Origin of the sequence: Streptomyces endocoffeicus, from assembly GCF_016741935.1 — a bacterium.
GTDB classification, from domain to species: Bacteria; Actinomycetota; Actinomycetes; order Streptomycetales; family Streptomycetaceae; genus Streptomyces; species Streptomyces endocoffeicus.
The window spans coordinates 165,069-186,666 of the sequence record NZ_JAERRG010000002.1 but is presented as its reverse complement, the minus strand read 5'-3'; the positions used below and the strand labels follow the sequence as shown (position 1 = coordinate 186,666).

Below are 21,598 nucleotides of genomic sequence, written 5' to 3'. Positions count from 1 at the left end.
CGCCATCCTTCGACGCCTTTCCCTGATAAGACGTCCGAATGTCCTGACGAAGCCTTGACGGCCCCCCGCCCGGCCGGTGAAGCTGCCCAAAACAGTACGACGCGGGCACCCCAGCACACCGAGGAGACCCTCTGCCATGACTGCCGACGCCTCCCCCGTACCCGCCCTGGACCGCATCCGGGTCGGCTCGGCCCCCGACTCCTGGGGGGTGTGGTTCCCCGACGACGAACAGCAGGTCCCCTGGCAGCGCTTCCTCGACGAGGTCACGGAGGCCGGTTACGAGTGGATCGAGCTGGGTCCGTACGGCTATCTGCCCACGGACCCGGCCCGGCTCACCGAGGAGACCGGCCGGCGCGGTCTCACGGTCTCCGCGGGCACCGTCTTCACCTCGCTGCACCGCGGCCCCGAGGTCTGGGACGCCACCTGGGAGCATGTCTCCCAGGTGGCCGAGCTGACCCGGGCGATGAACGCCAAGCACCTCGTGGTCATCCCCTCCTTCTGGCGGGACGACAAGACCGCCGAGCTGATCGAGCCCCCGACGCTCACGGCCGAGCAGTGGCGCCATCTGTCCACCGGGATGGAGCGGCTCGGCCGTGAGGTGCGGGAGCGCTTCGGGCTGGATATCGTCGTCCACCCGCATGCCGACACCCATATCGACACCGAGGAGAACGTGGCCCGCTTCCTGGACGCCACCGACGCGGACCTGGTCAACCTCTGCCTGGACACCGGCCACTACGCCTACTGCGGCGGCGACAGCGTCAAGCTGATCGAGACCTACGGCGAGCGCATCGGCTATCTCCACCTCAAGCAGGTCGACCCGGAGATCCTCGCCGATGTGGTGAAGAACCAGGTGCCGTTCGGCCCCGCCGTCCAGCGCGGTGTGATGTGCGAACCGCCCAACGGCATTCCGGAGCTGGGCCCGGTCCTGACCGCGGCCCAGAGCCTGGACGTGGATCTGTTCGCCATCGTCGAGCAGGACATGTACCCCTGCCCGCCCGGCCAGCCCTTCCCCATCGCCGAGCGCACCCGGCGCTTCCTGCGCTCCTGCGGCGCCTGACCCCTCCCTTTTCACCCCCCAGGGGCCTTCGCCCCCACGAGCCTTCGCCCCCCACGGGCCTTCGCCCACACCACACGGGCTTTCGAACCGTCCAGAGAGCAGAGAGAGAAGAGAGAGCAGTCTATGACCCAGCAGGGAACGCTCGGGGTCGCCGTCATCGGGACCGGCAAGATGGGCGCCGACCATGTCCGCCGCATCAACGACGTGATCAGCGGCGCCCGGGTGGCCGCCGTGGTCGACATCGACGAGGCGCGGGCCAAGGCGGTCGCCGACACCGCCGACGGCTGTCAGGCGTTCACCGACCCGGCCGCCGCGATGGCCGCGCCCGGCGTGGACGCGGTGCTGATCGCCTCGCCGGGGCCCGCGCACGAGGCCGCGCTGCTCAGCGCGTTCGAGCACGATCTGCCGGTGCTGTGCGAGAAGCCGCTCACCCCGGACTCCGCGTCCGCGCTGCGGGTGCTGGAGGCCGAGCAGCGGCTGGGCCACCGCCGGGTGCAGGTGGGCTTCATGCGCCGCTACGACACCGAGTTCATGAAGCTCAAGGCGCTGCTGGCCGGGGGTGAGCTGGGCCGCCCGCTGCTGCTGCACTGCCGCCACCGCAATGCCTCGGTGCACTCGTACTTCACCAACGAGATGATGATCACCGACTCGGTGGTGCATGAGATGGACCAGTCGCGCTGGCTGCTGGAGCAGGAGATCGCCGCGGTCACCGTGCTCAAGCCGACCCCCAGCTCGCTGTCGCCCGAGCCGCTCAGCGACCCCCAGCTGGTGGTCTTCGAGACCACCGGCGGGGCGATCGTCAATGTGGAGATCTTCGCCACCTGCGGCTTCGGCTACCAGGTGCAGGCGGAGGCGGTGTGCGAGCGCGGCACCGCCCGCGTCGGCGACGCCCACGGGATGCTGGTCAACCGGCCCGGCACCTGGGGCGGGGAGATCGCCCCCGACTTCGTGGCCCGCTTCGAGGAGGCGTACGACCGCGAGGTGCAGAGCTGGGTCAACGCCACCCGGCGCGGCGAGGTCGAGGGCCCCAGCACCTGGGACGGCTATGCCGCGACCGCCGTCAGCGAGGCGGGGGTCCGGGCCCAGGCCACGGGCCGGCGCACGGTCGTCGAGATGATCGAGCGCCCCGCCTTCTACAGCTGACACCCCGTCTCCAGCTGACACCCAGCGGGCCGGCCGTGACCTTACGGCCGGCCCGCTGTGGTCATGGTGTCCGGGTCTCGTCCGCTGCGTCACTCGCGCGTCACAGCGGTCACATCTCCACACGCCTCCGTCACAGGTGTTCAACAGCCCCGAGCCGCCCTTCACTCAGCGTCGTTGACCGGGCACAGGCTGATGGAATGTGAGCAGGCGCGCCGTGGCTCCCCCGACGGTCCCACCGGGCCGTGACCGCGACGCCCTGCGGAAGGGCGTGAGAGATGACCGACCGGAGGCTGTGGTCGTACAAGGAGATCGCCGCGCATATCGGTGTGCAGACCGACACCGTACGGTCCTATCGCAAGCACGGTCTGCTGCCGCCCCCCGATCATGTGGAGGGCGGCAAACCGTATTGGTACGCGGATACGATCCGCTCCTGGGTGGTCCGCAGACCCGGCAACCGCCGCGCCCGGCGTGACGAGAAGGACTAGCGGTGCCGCATGCGCTCCGCTGGAAGTGTCGCGATGGGTCGTCGGCCGACTGCGGCGCCGTCGTGGCTGGTCGCCCACGCGGCGGAGCCGCATATCGACACAGCCGCGGCGGAGCCGCACATCGACACAGCCCCGCGCCCCTTCGGGGGGCTGCCCGAACCGTATCGGACGTCCTCTGACCTGCTTAGTGGCCCGTGCCCACCCGGTCCCGCGTCTTCTTCCCCTCTACTTGAACGCCGTCCTCACCATGTGCCCCGTCCTCACCGTGAGGACCGCCCTCGCCGCCGCACCGGCGATCGTCGGCATCGCCGCCGGTGGCGGCGGCGTCCGTGCCGGAGCCCTCGCGGTGCTCGGCGGGAGTGGACTCCCCCTCGCTCAGCCCGAACCGGGTGTGCAGCCGGCGCAGCGGGCCCGGGGCCCACCAGGTGGCCCGGCCGGTCAGCTTCATCACCGCCGGCACCAGCAGCCCGCGCACCACCATCGCGTCCATCAGCACGGCCAGGGCGATACCCAGCCCCAGCATCTTGGTGTTGGTGACCCGCGAGGTGCCGATGCCCACCATCACCACGGCGAGGATCAGCGCCGCCGCCGTGATCAGGCCGCCGGTGCGCCGCAGCCCGAACTCCACCGCCGCCTGATGGTCCCCGGTGCGGTCGTACTCCTCCTTGATCCGGGAGAGCAGGAAGACCCCGTAGTCCATGGAGAGTCCGAAGGCGACGCAGAACATCAGGACGGGCAGGGTGGTCTCGATATCGCCGGAGGTGGTGAAGGAGAGCGGACCGGACAGATGCCCGTCCTGGAAGACCCACACCACCGCGCCGAACATCGCGGTCAGACTGAGCGCGTTGAGCAGCACGGCCTGAATCGGTATCAGCACGCTTCCGGTGAGCAGGAAGACCAGCAGCAGGGTGACGGCGACGATGATGGCCGCGGCCCAGGGCAGCCGGTCGGCTATGGAGTCCTTGGTGTCCACCAGGACGGCGGCGGTGCCGGTCGCCGAGGTGGTGAACGACGGCTCCTGGGCGCGGATCGTCCGCACCAGGTCCTGGCTGGCGGTGTCCACGGCCTCGCCCTTGGGCTGCACGGTGATCTCCGCCGAGCCCTCGGACAGCCGCGCCGCCTCCGCCGGCCCCGGCTCGGCCACCAACCGCCCGTCGGCGAACCGGCCCGCCGGGCTGTCCACCCGCAGCACCTGGGGAAGGGCGGAGATCTTGGCGCTGTAGTCGGCGAGGGCCTTGGTGCCGGTGCCGCGGCCCTCGGCGAGGACCTCCACCGCGCCCCCGGGACCGCCGGGGAACCCTTCCCTGATGTGCTGCTGCACCATATGGGACTCGGCGCTCGACGGCAGCTGGCGGTCGTCCGCGGTGCCGAACTCCACCCGCAGGAACGGCAGTCCCAGCGCGACCAGCCCGGCGACGGTGGCCAGCGCGAACACCGGGGCGCGCCGCATCACCAGCCGGGCGAGCCGCGCCCAGCCCGCTCCGGGCTCACCGCCGCGGGCCGGGCGGCCACGGCGCAGCAGCCGGGTGAGATCCAGTGCGTTGACCCGGTCGCCCAGGAGGATGAGCGCCGCGGGCAGGACCACCAGGGCGGCGGTGGCGGCGATCAGCACCACCGCGATCCCCGCATAGGCGAAGGAGCGCAGGAAGTACTGCGGGAAGACCAGCATGGCGGCGAGCGAGGCGGCGACGGTCAGCGCCGAGAAGAGCACGGTGCGCCCGGCGGTGCGCAGCGTGGCCGCGACGGCGGGCAGCTTCTCCGCGCCCCGGCCCAGCTCCTCGCGGAAGCGCCGCACGATGAACAGGGCATAGTCGATGGCGAGTCCGAGGCCGAGCGCGGTGGTCAGGTTCTGCGCGAAGACCGAGACATCGGTGAACTCGGTGAGCCCGCGCAGCACCGCGTCGGTGCCGAGGATCGCGACGATGCCGACGCCGAGCGGCAGCAGGGCGGCCACGGCGCTGCCGAAGACCATCACGAGCAGCACCAGGGTGATGGGCAGGGCGATCATCTCGGCCCGCAGCAGATCCTCCTGAATGGTGGACTGCAGCTCATGGCGGACCGCGACCATCCCGCCGACCCGCACCTCGACCGGGCCGTGGGCGCCCCGGTAGTGGGGCGCTATGCGCTCCAGCGCCTTGCCCGCCGCCGACTCATCGCCCAGGATCCGCGCGGCGATGATCGCCTCGCCCCGGTCCCGGGCGCGAAGCGAGGGCGCGCCGGTGGCCCAGTACGAGGTGACCCCGGTGACCGCCTTCTCGTCCGAGAGCCGCTTGGCCAGTGCCCGGCCCTCGGCGGCGACGGCCGGATCGTCCACGGTCTTCCGGCCGCTGTCGACGAGCAGGATCAGATTGGGCTGGGAGGCGGGGAAGCGCTTCTCGAGCGCCTTGGTGGCATACGCGGACTCGGACGCGGGGTCCTCCCAGCCGCCGCTTCCCATCCGGTCGGCGACCCCGCTCCCGGCTACGACGGCCAGCGCGGTGAAGATCAAAGCGATCAGCAGAGACAGTCGAGGACGCGCCGTGACCAGGCGGGTCCACCCTCCGATCCGGTCGTCGGGTGGGCGGTTGACATCGGTCATGGCGCGGTGTCCCCTTCACCTGTGCCCCATGCCGCCACCAAATGTCCGTAGGCAGCACGGGTCGCTGATTACCATGGGCGGTAAACACGAGCGACCGCTCGCGTTTCTCAAGAATGCGAGCGGGCGCTCGTGTTTGTCAATCGAACACGGAGAGCCGGGGAAAACAGGTGAGCGAGAGCAAGGCGGACCAGCCCGACGAGACGGCGAAGCCACGCCGCAGGCAGGCGCGCGGCGAACGCCGGATCCAGCAGCTGCTCGACGCCGCCGCCAGCGTCTTCTGCCGCGCCGGCTACACCTCCGCGAGCACCAACGCCATCGCCCGCGAGGCCGGGGTCTCCCCCGGCACGCTGTACCAGTTCTTCCCGAACAAGGAGGCCATCGCCGTCGAGCTCGGCGAGCGCCTCAACCGCCGGATGCTGGAGACCCACGGGGTGGTCTTCACCCTCCAGAACGCCGCGCTACCGCTGCGCGAACTGATCGACGCGGTCCTCGATCCGATGATCGAGTTCAACTGCGCGAACCCCGCCTTCCTGACCCTGCTCCAGTCCTCCGACATGCCGGGCCACTTCCTCGAGGAGCACGCCACCCTGCACGACTCGATCCAGGACCGCATCGGCGAGCTGATCGGCGTCCGCAACCCCGACCTCTCCCCCGAGCGCCGCACCCACACCACGAACATGGCGTTCGCCCTGTTCAAGGCCGGACTGGTGCTGATCCTCGGCCATGAGGGCGCGGAACGGGAGGCGTACGTCACGGAGTTGAAGACCGCCCTGTACGGCTACCTCGCCCCGGTGCTCGGCACCGAGGGAGTCCCCGCCCGGCCCTGACCCCCGCGCCACACCTCGCCGTCCGCCCCTCCCCCACCCCGGGCCCCGGAGGGGTGCGCGCGGGCGCCCCGCACCCGTCACCGACCGGCGCACCACCGGCTTCCATCCATACCCCCTAGGGGTATAGAGTGGGTATTGCCAGGAGACGCTGAGGCATTCCGGTGCCTCCTGCGCACCGACAGTCACGCTCACCCCACACAGGAGAACCCCATGAGCTCCGAGGCAGTCACCACCGTCTACAAGGTGACCGGTATGACCTGCGGCCACTGCGAAGGCGCCGTCACCGAGGAGATCGGCGGCCTCGACGGCGTCACCTCCGTCAAGGCCGTGGCGTCCACCGGCCAGGTCACCGTGGTCTCGGCCGCCCCGCTGGACGACGAGAGCGTCCGCGCCGCCGTGGACGAGGCGGGCTACGAGCTCGCCGGCCGGGCCTGAGAGCCCCCACCAAACCCCCGCCGGACCGTGCCGCCCTGCTCATACAGTCGCCGCACGGCCCGGCCCTCCTCCCAGGAGACCAGACATGACCAGCACGGCACCCCCCGCCGGGTCCGCCGCCGACATCACGGCGACGGCCGGTGGGCCCTCGCAGGTCGAGCTCGCCATCGGCGGGATGACCTGTGCGTCCTGCGCCGCCCGTGTCGAGAAGAAGCTCAATCGCCTCGACGGCGTCACCGCCACGGTGAACTACGCCACCGAGAAGGCCAAGGTGACCTACGACGAGGGGATCGAGGTCGCCGACCTGATCGCCACCGTCGTCAAAACCGGGTACACCGCCGAGGAACCGCGCCCCGCCGTGCCCGAGCCCCGCGCCCCCGAGGGCGCCGCCGCACCGGAGGCCGACCCGCGCGGCGAGGCCGCGCCGGACTCCCTGCGTCACCGCATGCTCGTCTCCATCGCGCTGTCCCTGCCCGTCGTGGTGCTGGCGATGGTGCCCTCCCTGCAGTTCGACAACTGGCAGTGGCTCTCGCTCACCCTCGCCGCGCCGGTCGTCGTCTGGGGCGGCGCGCCCTTCCACAAGGCCGCCTGGACGAACGCCCGGCACGGCGCGGCCACCATGGACACCCTCGTCTCCATCGGCACCCTGGCGGCCCTCGGCTGGTCCTTGTGGGCGCTGTTCTTCGGCCACGCGGGCATGCCCGGGATGCGGCACGGCTTCGACCTCACCGTCTCCCGCACCGACGGATCGTCCTCGATCTACCTGGAGGCGGCGGCCGGAGTGACCGCGCTGATCCTCCTCGGCCGCTATCTGGAGGCGAAGTCCAAGCGGCGGGCGGGCGCGGCGCTGCGCGCGCTGCTGGAGCTCGGCGCCAAGGACGTGGCGGTGCTCCGGTACGAGGGGGGCGAGCGCGAAGCGTTCCCGATTGAGGGCGGTGGTGGGCGACGGGGGTTCCAGAGGGGCGAGCGCGAAGCGCTCCCGATTGAGGGCGGTGGTGGGCGACGGGCGGGCGGACGCGAGGTACGCATCCCCGTCGGCGAGCTGGCCGTCGGCGACCGCTTCGTGGTGCGCCCCGGCGAGAAGATCGCCACCGACGGCACGGTGGTCGAGGGCTCCTCCGCCGTGGACGCCTCGATGCTGACCGGCGAGTCGGTGCCGGTGGACGTGGGGGTCGGCGACACGGTGGCGGGCGCGACCGTCAACGCGTCGGGCCGGATCGTGGTCGAGGCCACCCGGGTCGGCGCGGACACCCAGCTCTCCCGCATGGCCAAGCTGGTCGAGGACGCGCAGAACGGCAAGGCCGAGGTGCAGCGGCTCGCCGACCGGGTCTCGGGGATCTTCGTACCGATCGTGCTGCTGATCGCCGTCGGCACCCTGCTGGGCTGGCTGCTCGCCACGGGCGACACCGCCGCCGCCTTCACCGCGGCCGTCGCCGTCCTGATCATCGCCTGCCCCTGCGCCCTGGGCCTGGCCACCCCGACCGCGCTCATGGTCGGCACCGGCCGCGGCGCCCAGCTGGGCATCCTGATCAAGGGGCCCGAGGTGCTGGAGTCCACGCGCCGGGTGGACACCGTCGTCCTGGACAAGACCGGAACGGTCACGGCCGGGCAGATGCGGCTGCGCGGGGCCGTCACGGCGCCCGGCGTGGACGAGCGGGAGCTGCTACGGCTCGCGGGCGCCCTGGAACACGCCTCCGAGCACCCGATCGCGCGGGCCATCGCGGACGGCGCGGCCGAGCGGATCGGCGACCTCCCGGCGCCCGCGGACTTCCGCTCCGAGCCCGGCCTCGGCGTCCAGGGCATGGTGGACGGCCACGCGGTGCTGGTGGGCCGCGAGAAGCTGCTGGGCGCCTGGGCCATCGAGCTGCCCGAGGACCTCGCGACCGCCAAGGCGGCGGCCGAGTCCGAGGGGCAGACGGCGGTCGCGGTGGCCTGGGACGGCGAGGCACGCGGCGTCCTCCTGGTCGCCGACGCCATCAAGGAGACCAGCGCCGAGGCGGTCGCCCAACTGCGGGCGCTCGGCCTCGCCCCGATCCTGCTGACCGGCGACAACCGGCTGGTCGCCGAGGCGGTGGCCCGCGAGGTCGGCATCGACGACGTCATCGCCGAGGTGCTGCCGCAGGAGAAGGTGGACGTGGTGAAGCGGCTGCGGGACGAGGGCCGTACGGTCGCCATGGTGGGCGACGGGGTCAACGACGCGGCCGCCCTCGCCACCGCCGACCTGGGGCTCGCGATGGGCACGGGCACGGACGCGGCCATCGAGTCCGGGGATCTGACCCTGGTCCGGGGCGACCTGCGGGTGGCGGCGGACGCGATCCGGCTGGCGCGCCGGACCCTCGGCACCATCAAGGGCAATCTCTTCTGGGCCTTCGGCTACAACGTCGCCGCGCTGCCGCTCGCGGCGGCCGGATTGCTGAACCCGATGATCGCGGGAGCGGCGATGGCGTTCTCGTCCGTCTTCGTAGTGACGAACAGTCTGCGACTGCGGACCTTCACAGCGTCCACATAGATTCACCAAGTCCCCATAAGCCGCACAACACCCATACGGCGGAGCCTCGATCTTCAAATCGAGGCTCTTGCCCTTTTATGGCCCTTATGACAAGAGACGCAGATCACAGACAACCCAACGTAACCATTGAGGGGGGTCGCGAGTCTAATGGGACGGTGGGGATACGTCTTGGGGGACGGATCCTGCTACGCGTAGCCGGGACGACGTACTCGGGGAGCTTTGAGCGGCCCTCCCGTAGGTACGCGTCCCGGCAGATCGCGTCACCATACGGCCCGCAAGGGCCCGTGGACACCCGGCCGGATCCCGTGGGGGGAATCCGCTCCGGGGCAAGGGAAGCGCCCCGCTCCGACCCGTGGGGGGATCGGCAGCGGGGCGCTTCTCGCTTGTTTTTTGAGGCTCGGTTCGCCTCCGGGGCGCTTCAGTCGCTGTCGACGGTCGACGTGCTCGGTCGCCCACGCGGCGGAGCCGCATATCGATCGCAGCCCTCGCTCCCTGCGCGCGCTCTCCCTTTCGACAGCGACGCGCCCCTTCGGCTCACTCGCCGGAAGACCCAAGCGGTCGGAGCACGAAGGTGCCCGGCCCTTTCAGAGGGGCACCCGGCCGGGGGCCAAGCGCCCAAATGCGCGAAGTGCCCCCGACCCAAGCGGGACGGGGGCACCCGGAGAAACGAGGGTCAGCGCTCTTCGACCGGGACGAAGTCGCGCTCCACCACACCCGTGTAGATCTGGCGGGGGCGGCCGATGCGGGAGCCCGGCTCTTTGATCATCTCGTGCCACTGGGCGATCCAGCCCGGCAGCCGGCCGAGCGCGAAGAGCACGGTGAACATCTCGGTCGGGAAGCCCATCGCCCGGTAGATCAGACCGGTGTAGAAGTCCACGTTCGGGTAGAGCTTGCGCTCCACGAAGTAGTCGTCCGCGAGCGCGTGCTCCTCCAGCTTGAGCGCGATGTCGAGCAGCTCGTCGGACTTGCCGAGCGCGGAGAGGACATCGTGCGCCGCCGACTTGATGATCTTCGCCCGGGGGTCGAAGTTCTTGTAGACGCGGTGCCCGAAGCCCATGAGCTTCACGCCGTCTTCCTTGTTCTTCACCTTGCGGATGAAGGTGTCGACGTCGCCGCCCGAGGCCTGGATGCCCTCGAGCATCTCCAGCACGGACTGGTTGGCGCCGCCGTGCAGGGGGCCCCACAGGGCGTTGATGCCCGCCGAGATGGAGGCGAACATATTGGCCTGCGAGGAACCGACCAGCCGGACCGTGGAGGTCGAACAGTTCTGCTCGTGGTCGGCGTGCAGAATCAGCAGCTTGTCGAGCGCGGAGACCACGGTCGGGTCGAGGTCGTACTCCTGCGCGGGGACCGAGAAGGTCATCCGGAGGAAGTTCTCGACATAGCCGAGGTCATTGCGCGGGTAGACAAAGGGGTGGCCGACCGACTTCTTGTACGCATACGCGGCAATGGTCGGCAACTTGGCCAGCAGCCGGATCGTCGAGAGGTTGCGCTGCTTCTCGTCGAAGGGGTTGTGGCTGTCCTGGTAGAACGTCGACAGCGCGCTGACCACGGAGGACAGCATCGCCATCGGGTGGGCGTCACGCGGGAAGCCGTCGTAGAACCGCTTGACGTCCTCGTGCAGCAGCGTGTGGCGAGTGATCTCCCCACGGAATGCCGCCAGTTCATCGACGGTCGGCAGCTCCCCGTTGATCAGCAGGAAGGCCGTCTCCAGGAAGGAGGCGCGCTCCGCCAGCTGCTCGATGGGGTAGCCGCGGTAACGCAGAATGCCCTGCTCACCGTCCAGATAGGTGATCGCGGATTTGTACGCGGCGGTGTTGCCGTAACCGGAGTCCAGGGTCACCAGACCGGTCTGGGCGCGCAGCTTGCCAATATCGAAGCCCTTGTCGCCGACGGTGCTGTCGACCACCGGGTAGGTGTACTCGCCGTCCCCGTACCGCAGTACTACAGAGTTGTCGCTCACGTCATCCCTCACCGACGTCTGGTTCTCTTCTTCGAGGTGCCCTGACTCCCCCCACCTTCCCCTACTCGGGTAGCGAATGTGCACTCGGGGTCGGCCGAAGGGCCTTTTGGCGGCACTCAGTGCCGCCTACACGGCCATCCTGCCCCGTTCGTCATCGTTCGGAAACCCATCTGACACGCTCGACTGTCACATCGCCGCCGAGTCGGTGATCCAGCGCGGTGCAGCGCCTGCCCGCCGAGACGGTGCGCACCGCCTGACCCAGCGCGCGGCGCGAGCCGACCAGCACCACAAGGCGCTTGGCACGGGTCACGGCCGTGTACAGGAGGTTGCGCTGCAGCATCATCCAGGCCCCGGTGGTCACCGGGATCACGACGGCCGGGTACTCACTGCCCTGTGACCGGTGGATGGTCACCGCATAGGCATGAGCCAGCTCGTCCAGCTCGTCGAAGTCGTACGGTACCTCCTCGTCCTCGTCCGTCCGCACGGTCAGCCGCTGCTCATCGGTGTCGAGTGAGGTGACGACGCCAACCGTGCCGTTGAAGACCCCGTTGACCCCTTTCTCATAATTGTTACGGATCTGGGTCACCTTGTCGCCGACGCGGAAGACCCGGCCTCCGAGGCGGCGCTCCGGGAGGTCCGGGCGGGCCGGGGTGATGGCCTGCTGAAGCAGTCCGTTGAGCGTGCCCGCGCCCGCCGGGCCGCGGTGCATCGGGGCCAGAACCTGCACGTCACGGCGGGGATCGAGGCCGAACTTCGCGGGGATGCGGCGGGCCGCGACATCGACCGTGAGCCGCCCGGCCTCCTCGGTGTCGTCCTCGACGAAGAGGAAGAAGTCGGACAGGCCCTGGGTGACCGGCGGCACCCCCTCGTTGATCCGGTGGGCGTTGGTGACCACTCCGGACTGCTGGGCCTGGCGGAAGATCCGGGTCAGCCGCACCGCCGGGACGGGGCTGCCGGGGGCCAGCAGATCGCGCAGCACCTCCCCGGCGCCCACGCTGGGCAACTGGTCCACATCGCCGACGAAGAGCAGATGGGCACCGGGCGGGACGGCCTTGACCAGCTTGTTGGCCAGCAGCAGATCGAGCATGGACGCCTCGTCGACCACCACCAGGTCCGCGTCGAGCGGGCGGTCCCGGTCGTACGCCGCGTCCCCGCCGGGCTTGAGCTCCAGCAGGCGGTGGACGGTCGACGCCTCGGCGCCGGTCAGCTCGGACAGCCGCTTGGCGGCCCGGCCGGTGGGCGCCGCGAGCACCACCTTGGCCTTCTTGGCGCGGGCCAGCTCCACCACGGACCGCACGGTGAAGGACTTGCCGCAGCCCGGCCCGCCGGTGAGCACCGCGACCTTCTCGGTCAGCGCGAGCCGCACCGCCTGGCTCTGCTCGGGGGCGAGGTCGGCGCCGGTGCGGCCGGCCAGCCAGCCGAGCGCCTTGTCCCAGTCCACGTCCCGGAAGGCGGGCAGCCGGTCCTCCTCGGTGCGCAGCAGCCGCAGCACCTGGCCCGCGAGGGAGATCTCGGCGCGGTGGAAGGGCACCAGATAGACGGCGGAGACCGGCTCACCGTCCTCCGGGCCCGGGACCGGCTCGCGCACCACGCCCTCGTCCTCCGCCGCGAGCTCGCCCAGGCAGTCGATGACCAGGCCGGTGTCGACCTGGAGCAACTTGACCGCGTCCGCGATGAGTCGCTCCTCGGGGAGATAGCAGTGGCCCTGGTCGGCGGACTGGGACAGCGCGTACTGCAGACCGGCCTTCACCCGGTCGGGGCTGTCATGGGGGATGCCGACCGACTGGGCGATCTTGTCGGCGGTGAGGAAGCCGATGCCCCAGACGTCGGCCGCCAGCCGGTACGGCTCGTTCTTCACGACCGAGATCGAGGCGTCGCCGTACTTCTTGTAGATCCGCACCGCGATGGAGGTGGAGACGCCGACCCCCTGGAGGAAGACCATCACCTCCTTGATGGCCTTCTGCTCCTCCCAGGCGGCGGCGATCATCTTGGTGCGCTTGGGGCCGAGGCCGGGGACCTCGACCAGCCGCTTGGGCTCCTGTTCGATGACGTCGAGGGTGTCGACGCCGAAGTGCTCGGTGATCCGGTCGGCGATCCGGGGTCCGATGCCCTTGATCAGCCCGGAGCCGAGATAGCGCCGGATGCCCTGGACCGTGGCGGGGAGGACGGTCTGGTAGTTCTCGACCGTGAACTGTTTGCCATATTGCGGATGGGAACCCCAGCGGCCCTCCATCCGCAGCGACTCGCCCGGCTGGGCACCCAGCAGCGAGCCGACGACGGTGAGCAGATCGCCGGAGCCACGGCCGGTGTCGACCCGCGCGACCGTATAGCCGTTCTCCTCATTGGCGTAGGTGATCCGCTCCAGGACCCCTTCCACCACCGCGAGTTTGAGCATGCCCCGACCGTACCGCCGGGAGCCGACAGGCGGTTCGGGCCTGTGGACAACGCCCGTGGGGCAGGAACGCGGGTGGGTGTCCGGTGGCGGAATATCACGATCCGGTTTCACCGGGGGCCGAACCCTTGCCTCCTTCCATGTAATCGATTCCAATCGCATGTAATCGATTCCACAAGGAGGTGGACGATGCCGGCCATCAAGGATGTGGCGCGGTGTGCCGGGGTCTCCGTGGCGACGGTCTCACGGGTGCTCAATGACCACCCCTCCGTCCGCGCGGACACCCGCGAACGGGTGCTCGCCGCGGTCGCCGACCTCGGTTATCGCCCCAACGCGGTGGCCCGCTCACTGCGCACCGATCAGACCCGGACCCTGGGCCTGGTCATCAGCGATGTGCTGAATCCCTTCTTCACCGAGCTGGCCCGTTCGGTCGAGGACGCCGCCCGCGAGCTGGACTACAGCGTGGTCATCGGCAACGCCGACGAGCGGCCCGACCTCCAGGACCACCATGTGCGTACCCTCATGGACCGCCGCATAGACGGACTGCTGGTCAGCCCCACCGACGGCGGCTCCCCGATGATGCAGGCCGCCGCCCGCGCCGGCACCCCGATGGTCTTCGTCGACCGCTGGATCGAGGGCGAGGGCCTGGACCGGGTGCCGGTGATCCGCACCGACGGGCGGGCAGCCATCCGCGCCCTGGTGGCCCATCTGTGCGCCCTTGGCCACCGCCGGGTCGCGATCATCGCGGGCCCCGCGGCCACCACGACCGGCCGCGAGCGGGTGGACGCCTTCCGCTCCGCGCTGCGCGAGTTCGGCCTGGAGCTGCGCGAGGACCACATCGGCCAGGGCGACTTCCAGGCGGACAGCGGCCGCCGGGTGACCGCCCGCTTCCTCGATCTGCCGCACCCCCCGGACGCGATCTTCGCCGCAGACAACCTGATGGCGCTCGGCGCGATGGACGAGATCCGCGCGCGGGGCCTGCGGGTGCCGGACGACGTGGCGCTCGCCGCGTTCGACGACATCCCCTGGTTCGTCCACACCGATCCGCCGATCACCGCCATCGCCCAGCCGACCGGGGCGCTCGGCCGAGCCGCCGTGACGGCGCTGATCGATCTCGTCGAGGGGCGGCCCGCCGAGTCGGTGACCCTGTCCGCCCGTCTGATCACCCGCCGCTCGTGCGGCGAGCCCGAAGGGAGCAAGCCATGAGTGCCGAGCACGAGCCGTCCTCTCCCGGTGCCGCCGACGCCGCCGCGTCGGCGGCGTCGAACCCGGGCCCCACGCCCTCGGACGCCCAGTCCCGCACGTCCACGCCCTCCCCCGGCAGCGCCTCGACTCCGGGCGCCGCGGCCCCGGGAGCGGGCACGGGAACGGCCCCGGGAACGGCCCCGGGAGCGGGCACGGCGGCCGAGCGCGCGGACGCCGAGGCCGTGGGCACGGGCGGCGGCGGAGCGGAGTTGCTGCGCATGGAGGGGGTCCGTAAGACCTTCCCCGGGGTGATCGCGCTGGACGGGGTGGACTTCGATCTGCGCCGGGGCGAAGTGCATGTCCTCCTGGGCGAGAACGGCGCGGGCAAGTCCACGCTGATCAAGATGGTCTCCGGCGCCCACCGCCCCGACGGCGGGCGGATCCTGGTCGACGGCGAGCCGGTGCGGATCAACAGCGCGCAGGACGCCGAGCGGCTCGGGATCGCCACCATCTACCAGGAGTTCAACCTCGTCCCGGACCTCACCGTGGCCGAGAACATCTTCCTGGGCCGTCAGCCGCGCCGCTTCGGCATGATCGACCGCAAGGCCATGGACGCGCGGGCCGCCGAGCTGCTGGCCCGTGTGGGGGTGGACGTCTCGCCCCGGACCCGCGTCCGCGACCTCGGCATCGCCCGGCTGCAGATGGTGGAGATCGCCAAGGCGCTGAGCCTGGAGGCCCGCGTCCTGATCATGGACGAGCCGACCGCCGTGCTCACCACCGAGGAGGTCGACAAGCTCTTCCGGATCGTGCGCACCCTGCGCGCGGACGGTGTGGGCGTCGTCTTCATCACCCACCACCTGGAGGAGATCGCCGCCCTGGGCGACCGGGTCACCGTGCTGCGCGACGGCCGCAGCGTCACCCAGGTCCCGGCGAGCACCGACCAGGACGAGCTGGTGCGGCTGATGGTGGGCCGCTCCATCGAGCAGCAGTACCCGCGTGAGCGCGGGGACGCCGGTGAGCCGCTGCTGCAGGTCCGGGGGCTCACCCGGAACGGCAGCTTCCGGGACATCGGCTTCGAGGTGCGGGCCGGGGAGGTGGTGGGCCTGGCCGGACTGGTCGGCGCGGGCCGTACGGAGGTCGTCCGGGCGCTGTTCGGCGCCGACCCGTACGACTCCGGCTCCGTCGAGGTGCTCGGCCGCCCGCTGCCCGGCCATGACGTGGTGGCCGCCATGCGGGCCGGGATCGGCCTCGTCCCCGAGGACCGTAAGGGTCAGGGCCTGGTCCTGGACGGCTCCGTGCAGGAGAACCTGGGCCTGGTCACGCTGCGCGCCGCCACCCGCGCCGGGCTGGTCGACCGGGCCGCCCAGCGGCGCTCGGCGGCCGGTGTCGCCGAGCGGCTGGCCGTCCGGATGGCCGGTCTCGACCAGCGGGTGCGCACCCTCTCCGGCGGCAATCAGCAGAAGGTCGTCATCGGCAAGTGGCTGCTCGCCGACAGCAAGGTGCTGATCCTCGACGAGCCGACCCGCGGCATCGACGTGGGCGCCAAGGTCGAGATCTACCAGCTCATCAACGAACTCACCGCGTCCGGCCACGCCGTGCTGATGATCTCCAGCGATCTGCCCGAGGTGCTGGGGATGAGCGACCGGGTCCTGGTCATGGCCCAGGGCCGGATCGCGGGCGAACTGACCGCGCGGGAAGCGACCCAGGACGCCGTGATGGCCCTGGCAGTGAAGGACGTCAAGGACGCCGACGAAGGGGTCGGCGGCAAGGAAAAGGAGGGCTCCCGTGGCCACTGACACGATTGACGCCACGAAGGACCCCGGGAGCTCGTCGGCGCTGCGCCGCGTGCTGCTCGACAACGGCGCCCTGAGCGCCCTGGTGCTGCTGGTGGCCGCCATGGCGCTGCTGTCCGGCGACTTCCTCACCACCGACAATCTCCTCAACGTCGGCGTCCAGGCGGCGGTCACCGCGATTCTCGCCTTCGGCGTCACCTTCGTCATCGTCTCCGCGGGCATCGATCTGTCGGTCGGCTCGGTGGCCGCGCTGTCCGCCACCGTGCTCGCCTGGTCCGCGACCTCACAGGGGCTGCCGGTCTGGTTCGCGGTGCTCCTGGCGCTCATCACCGGTGTCGCCTGCGGTCTGGTCAGCGGGGCGCTGGTCTCCTTCGGGAAGCTGCCGCCGTTCATCGCCACGCTCGCGATGCTGTCGATCGGCCGCGGCCTGGCCCTGGTGATCTCCCAGGGCAGCCCGATAGCCGTCCCCGACTCGGTGTCCGGCCTCGGGGACACCCTCGGCGGCTGGCTGCCCGTCCCGGTGATCGTGATGGTCGTGATGGGCCTGATCACCGCGGGTGTGCTGGGCCGTACGTACCCGGGCCGGGCGATGTACGCGATCGGCGGCAACGAGGAGGCGGCCCGGCTCTCCGGGATCCGGGTGACCCGCCAGAAGCTGGTCATCTACGCCCTCTCCGGCGGTTTCGCGGCCGTCGCGGGCATCGTGCTCGCCTCCCGGCTGTCCTCCGCGCAGCCCCAGGCGGCGGTCGGCTACGAGCTCGACGCGATCGCCGCGGTGGTCATCGGCGGCGCCAGCCTGTCCGGTGGCGTCGGTAAGGCGTCCGGCACGCTCATCGGCGCGCTGATCCTCGCGGTGCTGCGCAACGGGCTCAACCTGCTGGAGGTGTCCGCCTTCTGGCAGCAGGTCGTCATCGGTGTCGTCATCGCGCTCGCGGTGCTGATGGACACGGTGCGCCGGCGCGCCGGGGCCGGACCGGGCGCGCCCGGGGCCGCGGCGGGCGGACCGTCCGGTGGCGGCCGTAAGAAGGCCGTCAACGCTGGCAAGTTCGCGCTGGCCGCCGTGGTCGTCGCCGCCATCGCCTTCGGCGCCTCCATGTGGCGCTCCGGCTCCTCCGGGGGCGCGGACACCAAGGTCGGTCTGTCGGTCTCCACCCTCAACAACCCCTTCTTCGTACAGCTGAAGGCGGGCGCCCAGGAGGAGGCCAAGCGCGCCGGGATCAGCCTTACGGTCACCGACGCCCAGAACGACGCCTCCCAGCAGGCCAATCAGATCCAGAACTTCACCAGCCAGAACATGAAGTCGATCATCATCAACCCGGTCGACTCCGATGCCGCGGGCCCGTCCGTCCGGGCCGCCGACAAGGCGGGCATCCCGGTGCTCGCCGCCGACCGCGGCGTCAACAAGGCGAAGATCGCGACCCTGGTGGCCTCCGACAACATCACGGGCGGCAAGCTGGCCGCGAAGACGCTCGCCGAGCGGCTCGGAAAGAAGGGCACGATCCTCGTGCTGCAGGGCACCCCCGGCACCTCGGCCTCGCGTGAGCGCGGTAAGGGCTTCGCGGAGGGCCTCAAGGCGTACCCGGACATCAAGGTCGTCGGCAAGCAGACCGCCGACTTCGACCGGGCCAAGGGACTGGATGTGACCACCAATCTGCTCCAGGGCCACCCGGGCATCGACGGGATCTTCGCCGAGAACGACGAGATGGCGCTCGGCGCGGTCAAGGCGCTCGGGTCCAAGGCGGGCAAGTCCGTCGCGGTCGTCGGCTTCGACGGCACCCCGGACGGGCTGAAGGCCGTCGAGAACGGCACCCTCGCCGCGACCGTCGCCCAGCAGCCGAAGGAGTTGGGCCGGATGGTGGTGGAGAACGCCGTCAGGGCCGCCAAGGGGCAGAAGATCGACGGCACGGTGAAGGTGCCGGTGAAGGTCGTCGCCGCGAAGTGACGGGTGAAGGTCGTCGCCGCGAAGTGACGGGTGAAGGTGGTCACTGCGAAGTGACAAACGAAAGGACGCGCGGATGCACGACTACGACCTGCTGGTCGTGGGGTCGGCCAACGCCGATCTGGTGATCGGAGTCGACCGCCGCCCCGGGGCCGGTGAGACGGTCCTCGGGTCCGACCTGGTGGTCCACCCGGGCGGCAAGGGCGCCAACCAGGCCGTCGCCGCCGCCCGGCTGGGGGCCCGGACGGCCCTGCTGGCCCGGGTCGGCGACGACGACTACGGCCGGCTGCTGCTGGACTCGCAGCGGACGGCCGGGGTCGACACGGGCGGCGTGCTCGTCGGCGGCGCGCCCACCGGGGTCGCGCTGATCACGGTGGACCCCTCGGGCGACAACAGCATCGTGGTCTCCCAGGGGGCCAACGCCCGGCTGACCCCCGGCGACGTCCGCGCCGCGGCGAGCCTGCTGGCCGCGGCGCGGGTGGTCTCGGTGCAGTTGGAGATCCCCCTGGAGTCGGTCGCCGAGGTGGTCCGCACGGCGGCCGCGGGCTTCGGCGGCCGCCCCGGGCCGCGGGTGGTGCTCAACCCCTCGCCGGCCGCGCCGCTGCCCACCGATGTGCTGGCCGCCTGTGATCCGCTGGTGGTCAACGAGCACGAGGCGCGGTTCCTGCTCAGCGACGACCAGGCGGGCTCCTCCGACGACCCCGAGGAGTGGGCCGACGCCCTGCTCTCGCGCGGTCCGCGCTCGGTCGTGGTGACCCTGGGCGGCGAGGGCGCGCTGGTCGCCGACGGCGACCGTACGGTGCTCGTGCCCAGTCCCGCGGTGACGGCCGTGGACACCACGGGCGCCGGGGACGCCTTCACCGGCGCGCTCGCCTGGCGCCTCGGCACCGACGACGACCTGGTGACGGCGGTGCGGTTCGCGGTGCGCGTGGGCGCGGCCGCGGTGACCCGGGCAGGGGCGCAGGCGTCCTTCCCGAGCGCCGAGGAGGTGGCGGCCCCGTGAAGCGGTCCGGGATCCTCAACCGCCATCTGAGCGCGGGCATCGCCCTGTTGGGCCACACCGACACGGTGATGGTGTGCGACGCGGGCCTGCCGATACCGGACGGGCCGTTCGTGGTGGACCTCGCCTTCACGGCCGGGGTGCCGTCCTTCGAGCGGGTGCTCACCGGGCTGCTGGACGAGCTGGTGGTCGAAGGGGCCACGGCGGCGCGGGAGGTGCGCGACCACAACCCCGGGGCGACCACCCTGCTCGACCGCCTCTTCCCGGCTCCCGCGCTGGCTCTGGTCCCGCACGAGGAGCTGAAGACGCTGACGGCGGGGGCGCGGCTGGTGGTGCGCACCGGCGAGGCGCGGCCGTACGCGAACGTACTGCTGCGGTGCGGAGTGCCGTTCTGAGGCGTACGGCGCGCGGGCGCCCCCGGGGCGCGGTGTGATATTTCGAGGGGCCCGGCCGTGGTCCGGGCCCCTCGTTTTCCCCTCCCAGGGCTTCCTCTCGAATCCCCCCCGGATCCCCCCAGGAAGCCCGATGCCAGGTACGACCCGCCAAGGGGCGGAACGGTTGCACGGCGATCGGCGAAAGATTTTTCCGGTCCGCGACAACCTCGGGTAGGGCCGCACGTCTGGTGGGTTGAAGGCGGGTTCCGGAACGGGTCCTCGTGGTCCTCGGGTCCTCGGGTCCTCGGGTCCTCGGGTCCTCGGGTCCTCGGATCCTCGGATCCTCGGATCCTCGGCGCACGCCTCGCCCATCAGCGTTCGCTCAATCCTTTCGGGAGTCGTTCCGTATGCAGCACGTCCGCGCCAAGAAGCCGAACCGCCGTCTGCGCCCCTGGATCCTGGGGTCGGCCGCCGGAGTCGCCCTGATCGTGGGCGGGGGCATCGCCGCCCAGGCGGCCACCTCCGACCACTCCCGCCCGGCCAAGCCGGTCCCGGCGGCGACCTCGAAGCCGGAGCCGACCAAGGCGCCCACCAGCAAGCCGGAGCCGACCAAGCCGCCGACCACCAAGCCCGAGCCGACCAAGCCGCCGACCAGCAGGCCGGAGCCCACCAAGCCCCCCACCAGCAGGCCCGAGCCCACCAAGCCTCCGACCAGCAAGCCCGAGCCCACGCTGCCGCCCACCAGCGTGCCCGAGCCCACCAAGCCCGCGCCCACTCTCTCGCCCACCAGCGTGCCCGAGCCCACCAAGCCCGCGCCCACCAAGGCCAGCCGCTAGCCCGACCACGGGTGGGGCGGGGCCGGATCCGGAGCCGGTCCCGCCGCACCGATGAGGTGAACGAGGACGATGCAGCTCACTCTTGTCCTGCCCTGGTGGGCCCGGCTGCTCCGCCGTGCCCGGACGACCGCCTCGACACCGCCGGTGGAGACACCGCGCGCCGGGCGGCGGCTGCGGGCGCTGCGGCCGGTGGGCGGCCGGGGCGACGGGGAGCCCGGCCCCACGCTGGACGATCTGTATCGGGCCCGGCGGCTGGACATGATCCGGCTGGCGGTCTTCCTGGTGGACGACCTGCACACCGCCGAGGATGTCGTCCAGGACGCCTTCGCCGCCGTCTGCCGCCGCCACGGCTCAAAGCTGGACAGCCTCCAGGACGCCCACGCCTATCTGCACACCGCCGTGGTCAACGCCGCCCGTTCGGTGCTGCGCCGACGGCGTACGGCACGCGCGTACACCCCGCCGTACCAGGGGCCGGGGGCGCCCGTGGACGAGCCGCTGCTGCTCGCCGAGGAGCACCGGCAGGTGCTCGACGCGCTCTCGGAACTCACCCCGCGCCAGCGCGAGGTGCTGGTGCTGCGCTACTGGTCGGAGCTGACAGAGGCCCAGATAGCCGAGGCGCTGGGGGTCTCCCGAGGCACCGTGAAGTCGACCGCGAGCCGTGCGCTCGTCACCCTGGAGAAGCTGCTGGAGGCGGCCCGATGAGCACTCCCTCCCCCACCGAGGAACGGCTGCGCGCCGCGCTCGACGCCCGTGCGCGGCTCATCGACGCCCACGATCTGTCCCCGTACCGGCCGCCCACCGGCCCGGCCTGGGGCGCGCGGCGGGTCCGGCGGGTCGTGTCCGCCGTCGCCGTGACGGTGGCGGCAGCGGCGGCCGTGGCCTTCCTGCTGCTGTCCGGCTCCCCGGAACGCCCGCACCCAACACCGCCCGCACGAGACCCCAGCACCTCCCCTCCGGCCACCTCGGTCCCATCCCCCAACACCGGCGCTCCGACCCGGCCCTCCCCCACCTCTCCGCCCGCCACCCCACCCTCGACCTCCGTCCCGACCGCCCAGCGCTGACCGGCCGCCCCGCACGCGCTG

The 21,598-nt window shown here is 71.5% G+C and carries 17 protein-coding genes; 14 read left to right on the top strand and 3 right to left on the bottom strand.

Going from position 1 to position 21,598, the window contains the following annotated elements; genetic code table 11:
• Positions 1-136 precede the first annotated feature (136 nt).
• The 3 genes from JK364_RS08805 to JK364_RS08795 all read left to right on the top strand — a co-directional run bounded on the left by JK364_RS08805 (position 137) and on the right by JK364_RS08795 (position 2,685).
• Positions 137-1,057 (top strand): sugar phosphate isomerase/epimerase family protein, encoded by a 921-nt coding sequence (locus JK364_RS08805; RefSeq protein ID WP_201849287.1) that lies wholly within the window; start codon positions 137-139, stop codon positions 1,055-1,057.
• Between the two features lie 123 nt (positions 1,058-1,180).
• Positions 1,181-2,200, top strand: a complete 1,020-nt coding sequence (locus tag JK364_RS08800; RefSeq protein ID WP_201849285.1) for a Gfo/Idh/MocA family protein — start codon at positions 1,181-1,183, stop codon at positions 2,198-2,200.
• Between the two features lie 275 nt (positions 2,201-2,475).
• On the top strand, positions 2,476-2,685 hold the full coding sequence (locus JK364_RS08795) for a helix-turn-helix transcriptional regulator (RefSeq protein ID WP_201849283.1): 210 nt from the start codon (positions 2,476-2,478) through the stop codon (positions 2,683-2,685).
• Positions 2,686-2,869: 184 nt separating this feature from the next.
• On the opposite strand, the gene JK364_RS08790 is transcribed toward JK364_RS08795, so the two are convergent.
• A complete protein-coding gene (locus JK364_RS08790) occupies positions 2,870-5,263 on the bottom strand; it encodes an MMPL family transporter (RefSeq protein ID WP_201849281.1) in 2,394 nt (797 codons plus the stop codon).
• 167 nt (positions 5,264-5,430) lie between these two features.
• Between JK364_RS08790 and JK364_RS08785 the strand changes: the two genes are divergently transcribed.
• From JK364_RS08785 to JK364_RS08775, 3 genes are all read left to right on the top strand, one after another.
• Entirely contained in the window at positions 5,431-6,090 is a 660-nt protein-coding gene (locus JK364_RS08785; protein WP_307841197.1) for a TetR family transcriptional regulator, read from the top strand.
• 210 nt (positions 6,091-6,300) lie between these two features.
• Positions 6,301-6,525, top strand: a complete 225-nt coding sequence (locus JK364_RS08780) for a heavy-metal-associated domain-containing protein (RefSeq protein WP_201849277.1) — start codon at positions 6,301-6,303, stop codon at positions 6,523-6,525.
• A gap of 85 nt (positions 6,526-6,610) precedes the next feature.
• Positions 6,611-9,034, top strand: coding sequence for a heavy metal translocating P-type ATPase (locus JK364_RS08775; RefSeq protein ID WP_201849275.1), 2,424 nt, complete (start codon positions 6,611-6,613; stop codon positions 9,032-9,034).
• A 673-nt stretch (positions 9,035-9,707) separates the two neighbouring features.
• On the opposite strand, the gene JK364_RS08770 is transcribed toward JK364_RS08775, so the two are convergent.
• On the bottom strand, positions 9,708-10,997 hold the full coding sequence (locus JK364_RS08770; protein ID WP_043237162.1) for a citrate synthase: 1,290 nt from the start codon (positions 10,995-10,997) through the stop codon (positions 9,708-9,710).
• A gap of 151 nt (positions 10,998-11,148) precedes the next feature.
• Complete coding sequence (gene recD2 / locus JK364_RS08765) at positions 11,149-13,392, bottom strand: SF1B family DNA helicase RecD2 (RefSeq protein ID WP_201849274.1); 2,244 nt, start codon at positions 13,390-13,392, stop codon at positions 11,149-11,151.
• 186 nt (positions 13,393-13,578) lie between these two features.
• On the opposite strand from recD2, the gene JK364_RS08760 reads away from it, so the two are divergent.
• The 8 genes from JK364_RS08760 (at position 13,579) to JK364_RS08725 (ending at position 21,577) form a co-directional block, all read left to right on the top strand.
• A complete protein-coding gene (locus JK364_RS08760) occupies positions 13,579-14,595 on the top strand; it encodes a LacI family DNA-binding transcriptional regulator (protein ID WP_201849272.1) in 1,017 nt (338 codons plus the stop codon).
• A gap of 257 nt (positions 14,596-14,852) precedes the next feature.
• On the top strand, positions 14,853-16,370 hold the full coding sequence (locus tag JK364_RS08755; protein ID WP_201849801.1) for a sugar ABC transporter ATP-binding protein: 1,518 nt from the start codon (positions 14,853-14,855) through the stop codon (positions 16,368-16,370).
• Complete coding sequence (locus JK364_RS08750) at positions 16,360-18,309, top strand: ABC transporter permease/substrate-binding protein (protein WP_201849270.1); 1,950 nt, start codon at positions 16,360-16,362, stop codon at positions 18,307-18,309. Before JK364_RS08755 ends, JK364_RS08750 begins: the two co-directional genes overlap by 11 nt.
• Before the next feature lie 73 nt (positions 18,310-18,382).
• Positions 18,383-19,309 (top strand): ribokinase, encoded by a 927-nt coding sequence (gene rbsK / locus JK364_RS08745; protein WP_201849268.1) that lies wholly within the window; start codon positions 18,383-18,385, stop codon positions 19,307-19,309.
• Positions 19,306-19,701 (top strand): D-ribose pyranase, encoded by a 396-nt coding sequence (gene rbsD / locus JK364_RS08740; protein WP_201849266.1) that lies wholly within the window; start codon positions 19,306-19,308, stop codon positions 19,699-19,701. Before rbsK ends, rbsD begins: the two co-directional genes overlap by 4 nt.
• A gap of 386 nt (positions 19,702-20,087) precedes the next feature.
• Complete coding sequence (locus tag JK364_RS08735; protein WP_201849257.1) at positions 20,088-20,516, top strand: hypothetical protein; 429 nt, start codon at positions 20,088-20,090, stop codon at positions 20,514-20,516.
• A 69-nt stretch (positions 20,517-20,585) separates the two neighbouring features.
• Entirely contained in the window at positions 20,586-21,218 is a 633-nt protein-coding gene (locus JK364_RS08730) for a sigma-70 family RNA polymerase sigma factor (RefSeq protein ID WP_201849255.1), read from the top strand.
• The gene (locus JK364_RS08725; RefSeq protein WP_201849253.1) at positions 21,215-21,577 is read left to right on the top strand and encodes a hypothetical protein; all 363 of its coding nucleotides are present in this window, start codon (positions 21,215-21,217) and stop codon (positions 21,575-21,577) included. The genes JK364_RS08730 and JK364_RS08725 overlap by 4 nt, the downstream gene beginning before the upstream one ends.
• Positions 21,578-21,598: the final 21 nt, after the last annotated feature.

Excerpts from the sequence above, each read along its gene's own strand:
- JK364_RS08760 (WP_201849272.1), top strand. The coding sequence starts at position 13,579 with ATGCCGGCCATCAAGGATGTGGCGCGGTGTGCCGGGGTCTCCGTGGCG.
- JK364_RS08755 (WP_201849801.1), top strand. The coding sequence starts at position 14,853 with ATGGAGGGGGTCCGTAAGACCTTCCCCGGGGTGATCGCGCTGGACGGG.
- JK364_RS08790 (WP_201849281.1), bottom strand. The coding sequence starts at position 5,263 with ATGACCGATGTCAACCGCCCACCCGACGACCGGATCGGAGGGTGGACC.
- JK364_RS08735 (WP_201849257.1), top strand. The coding sequence starts at position 20,088 with ATGCAGCACGTCCGCGCCAAGAAGCCGAACCGCCGTCTGCGCCCCTGG.
- JK364_RS08730 (WP_201849255.1), top strand. The coding sequence starts at position 20,586 with ATGCAGCTCACTCTTGTCCTGCCCTGGTGGGCCCGGCTGCTCCGCCGT.
- JK364_RS08795 (WP_201849283.1), top strand. The coding sequence starts at position 2,476 with ATGACCGACCGGAGGCTGTGGTCGTACAAGGAGATCGCCGCGCATATC.
- JK364_RS08800 (WP_201849285.1), top strand. The coding sequence starts at position 1,181 with ATGACCCAGCAGGGAACGCTCGGGGTCGCCGTCATCGGGACCGGCAAG.
- JK364_RS08805 (WP_201849287.1), top strand. The coding sequence starts at position 137 with ATGACTGCCGACGCCTCCCCCGTACCCGCCCTGGACCGCATCCGGGTC.
- JK364_RS08725 (WP_201849253.1), top strand. The coding sequence starts at position 21,215 with ATGAGCACTCCCTCCCCCACCGAGGAACGGCTGCGCGCCGCGCTCGAC.
- JK364_RS08775 (WP_201849275.1), top strand. The coding sequence starts at position 6,611 with ATGACCAGCACGGCACCCCCCGCCGGGTCCGCCGCCGACATCACGGCG.
- rbsK (WP_201849268.1), top strand. The coding sequence starts at position 18,383 with ATGCACGACTACGACCTGCTGGTCGTGGGGTCGGCCAACGCCGATCTG.
- JK364_RS08780 (WP_201849277.1), top strand. The coding sequence starts at position 6,301 with ATGAGCTCCGAGGCAGTCACCACCGTCTACAAGGTGACCGGTATGACC.
- recD2 (WP_201849274.1), bottom strand. The coding sequence starts at position 13,392 with ATGCTCAAACTCGCGGTGGTGGAAGGGGTCCTGGAGCGGATCACCTAC.